Raw genomic sequence first — 2,511 nt, 5'->3', positions numbered from 1 at the left:
ACTCTCCAATAAAGTTAGTTTGTCTAGCATCTAAAAATAAAAATTGACGTTCACGTTGTTTGTTTCGTTCAGTTTTCAAAGAACTTATCTGCCGCTCATTTGCGACTCCCTCATGTTAACATTTTCATATTTCAATGTCAACCAAGTTTTTTTATTTCTTTTGTCGCTTTCTGCGTTGTTGCTATCGGCGACTTGTTCTATATTACACCTATATATAATAATAGTCAACATTTCTTTTTCATTTTCCATAAAAAAATACCCCACGCTCATACCCCATCTTTATTTTACATATATATAATCAAGATACATGAAAGGAGTGTATCAATTGTTGGATCCTTCCTTATTACACATCATTAATACTAATGCAAGAAGCCCACACTATCATAGAAACTTTCCTATCATTCTATTTTGGAGTCAAAAAAGTGGTTGCACTTCCCTTGCTAAGTGGTTTTTTTACCAGATTGATTTATTACAAACAGCTTTAAACTATCACCCCTTTATTCATAATTATGAATATGAAATATACAAAAGTACACCGGCCTATAATATACGGCTGAGTGTAGCATTACGAGATAAACAAAAGGAAACTTTCAAACTAGTTCGCAATCCGTTTAGAAGAGCAGTCAGTTCTTTCGTGTCCTTAATTGCACCCCCTTATGTAGAAAATACAGAATGGAAACCCATTCGAAAGTTTTTATATCAAAATGAAAATTCTCCTAAAGGAATCTCATTTAAACAATTTTTATACTACCTATTCACTAAAGGTGCTCATGCAAATGATATTAACCTCACTTTACACAACAATATATAGCAGGTGAGGAAGAGTATGTAACCAATTATATATACTTAGAAAATTTCTATCAGGAAATGAAAAAATTAGAAAAGCGTTTCGAATTAAAGCCTGCACCGACAAATGAGTTTTCAACATCATGGCATCATCAAACCCCTGCCATGATTTATAAAGGGAATTTCAGCGATGCCGATATTACTGATCCTTTATTCCCTCGTCACCCGACTTTTGAAAGCTTTTATGATAATGAATGTATACAGCTCGTCAAAACAATCTTTCAAAAAGATTTCGATATATATAGGTATAACAAAGAATATCCCTACTAGTTTAAATCTATTATCTTCACTAAATATAAAAAGATACCTCATATTTATGTATAAGGTATCTTTTTAACATTTAAACTATATATAACATACAATTTAACAGTCCCTACTATCCAAGTTATTACCCTTTAATAGATTACGTAATTTCCACTTATCCGCCCATCCTACTCCAATTAAAACTAGACTTCCTCCCATTATTACCTTCCATGTCAGAGATTCATTTAATAGGATAATTGAAGTAACAATACTTATTAACGACAATCCATTTAAATACAGTCCACTTATTGATGCAGAGACCGTCTCTAACGCTTTATTCCAGAACCAATATGCTAAAATTGTTGCCCCAATAATAAGGTATACTACACTAAATCCAGTCTTCCATGTTTCGACCTTTGGGAAACCGTAGTAAAAAATTTCTATCATTGCAAATGGTAACACAATAGATGCACCTATCATTAGTGTTACTGTAGTGAAAACTTTATTAGATAAACGTCGTTCTTGTTTTGGCCGCTTTAACAAAACTGTGTAGAACGCAAATAAAAAGGTACTTAATAAAATAAGTATATCTCCTATTAAAGACACCTCTTGATTAGTATCGCTAGATGGAATTGTAATAAAGAGCACCCCTATAACCCCCAACATAATTCCGATCCAATAATCCATCTGAATTTTCTCTTTCAAAAAGAACGCTGAAAAAAGAATTGTAACTAATGGCAATGCAGCATCAATAATACTAACATGTAATCCACTTGTTAAAGAAATACCATAGGATGTGAACATAAAGTACCCAGCTACACCAGTAAAAGATAGTAAACTCATTCTTTTCCACGGAATATGTTTATGTACAACTGCTTTTTGTAGTTCGTTAAATGAGAAAAGCATACAAATTCCACCCGCAAAGAAAAGACGAATAAATAACAAAGTAAACGGTTGAATGGATTCTAATGCCCATTTCGTTGGTGCAATGGCTGTCCCCCATAATATAACAGCCACTAATAACATGCATATTTCCTTCATAATTCCCCACACCCATCAAAAAATATATGTTAACTACCTTAATTATAAATTTTTTCTTATGTAAAATCCCTTAAAAATACAAAAAGGTTATGTGAAAAAGAACTGGATAGCTATTTTTCACATAACCTTTTCATATAAGCTCAAAAATATTCTTGTTCATACCACAACTAAATCAATATATATAAAAGGTGTTTATTACCTTATATATATTGGTTTATAACCTTTTTATCACTTTATTGTCCAAATCTTATTGTATACAGCCTCTATTTCATTCTTTTTTCTTCTTTAGGATTATTAAATTTATGGATTTTAACCTTCGGTAAATAAAAATAAACACAAAAAAACCTAAGTCGAAACGACTTAGGTTTTTGCTTGGCGACG

2 protein-coding genes and 1 pseudogene are annotated in these 2,511 nt (G+C 31.7%); 1 reads left to right on the top strand and 2 read right to left on the bottom strand.

Annotated features, from left to right (window positions below):
* Window positions 1–84: 84 nt before the first annotated feature.
* Window positions 85–249, bottom strand: coding sequence for a hypothetical protein (locus MR071_RS24875; protein WP_242238227.1), 165 nt, complete (start codon window positions 247–249; stop codon window positions 85–87).
* A 76-nt stretch (window positions 250–325) separates the two neighbouring features.
* Between MR071_RS24875 and MR071_RS24870 the strand changes: the two are divergent.
* A pseudogene (locus MR071_RS24870) lies at window positions 326–1,116 on the top strand (sulfotransferase family 2 domain-containing protein).
* 93 nt (window positions 1,117–1,209) lie between these two features.
* Here MR071_RS24870 and MR071_RS24865 read toward each other — a convergent pair.
* Window positions 1,210–2,130 carry a DMT family transporter gene (locus MR071_RS24865; RefSeq protein WP_242238226.1) on the bottom strand — a complete coding sequence of 307 codons (921 nt, stop codon included), beginning with the start codon at window positions 2,128–2,130 and terminating at the stop codon, window positions 1,210–1,212.
* Window positions 2,131–2,511 lie beyond the last annotated feature (381 nt).

Source organism: Bacillus cereus group sp. BfR-BA-01316 (assembly GCF_022664195.1).
Lineage (GTDB): Bacteria > Bacillota > Bacilli > Bacillales > Bacillaceae_G > Bacillus_A.
Note: the sequence above shows the minus strand (reverse complement) of the source record. Positions and strands in the feature narration are given on the sequence as shown.

Excerpts from the sequence above, each read along its gene's own strand:
- MR071_RS24875 (WP_242238227.1), bottom strand. The coding sequence starts at position 249 with ATGGAAAATGAAAAAGAAATGTTGACTATTATTATATATAGGTGTAAT.
- MR071_RS24865 (WP_242238226.1), bottom strand. The coding sequence starts at position 2,130 with ATGAAGGAAATATGCATGTTATTAGTGGCTGTTATATTATGGGGGACA.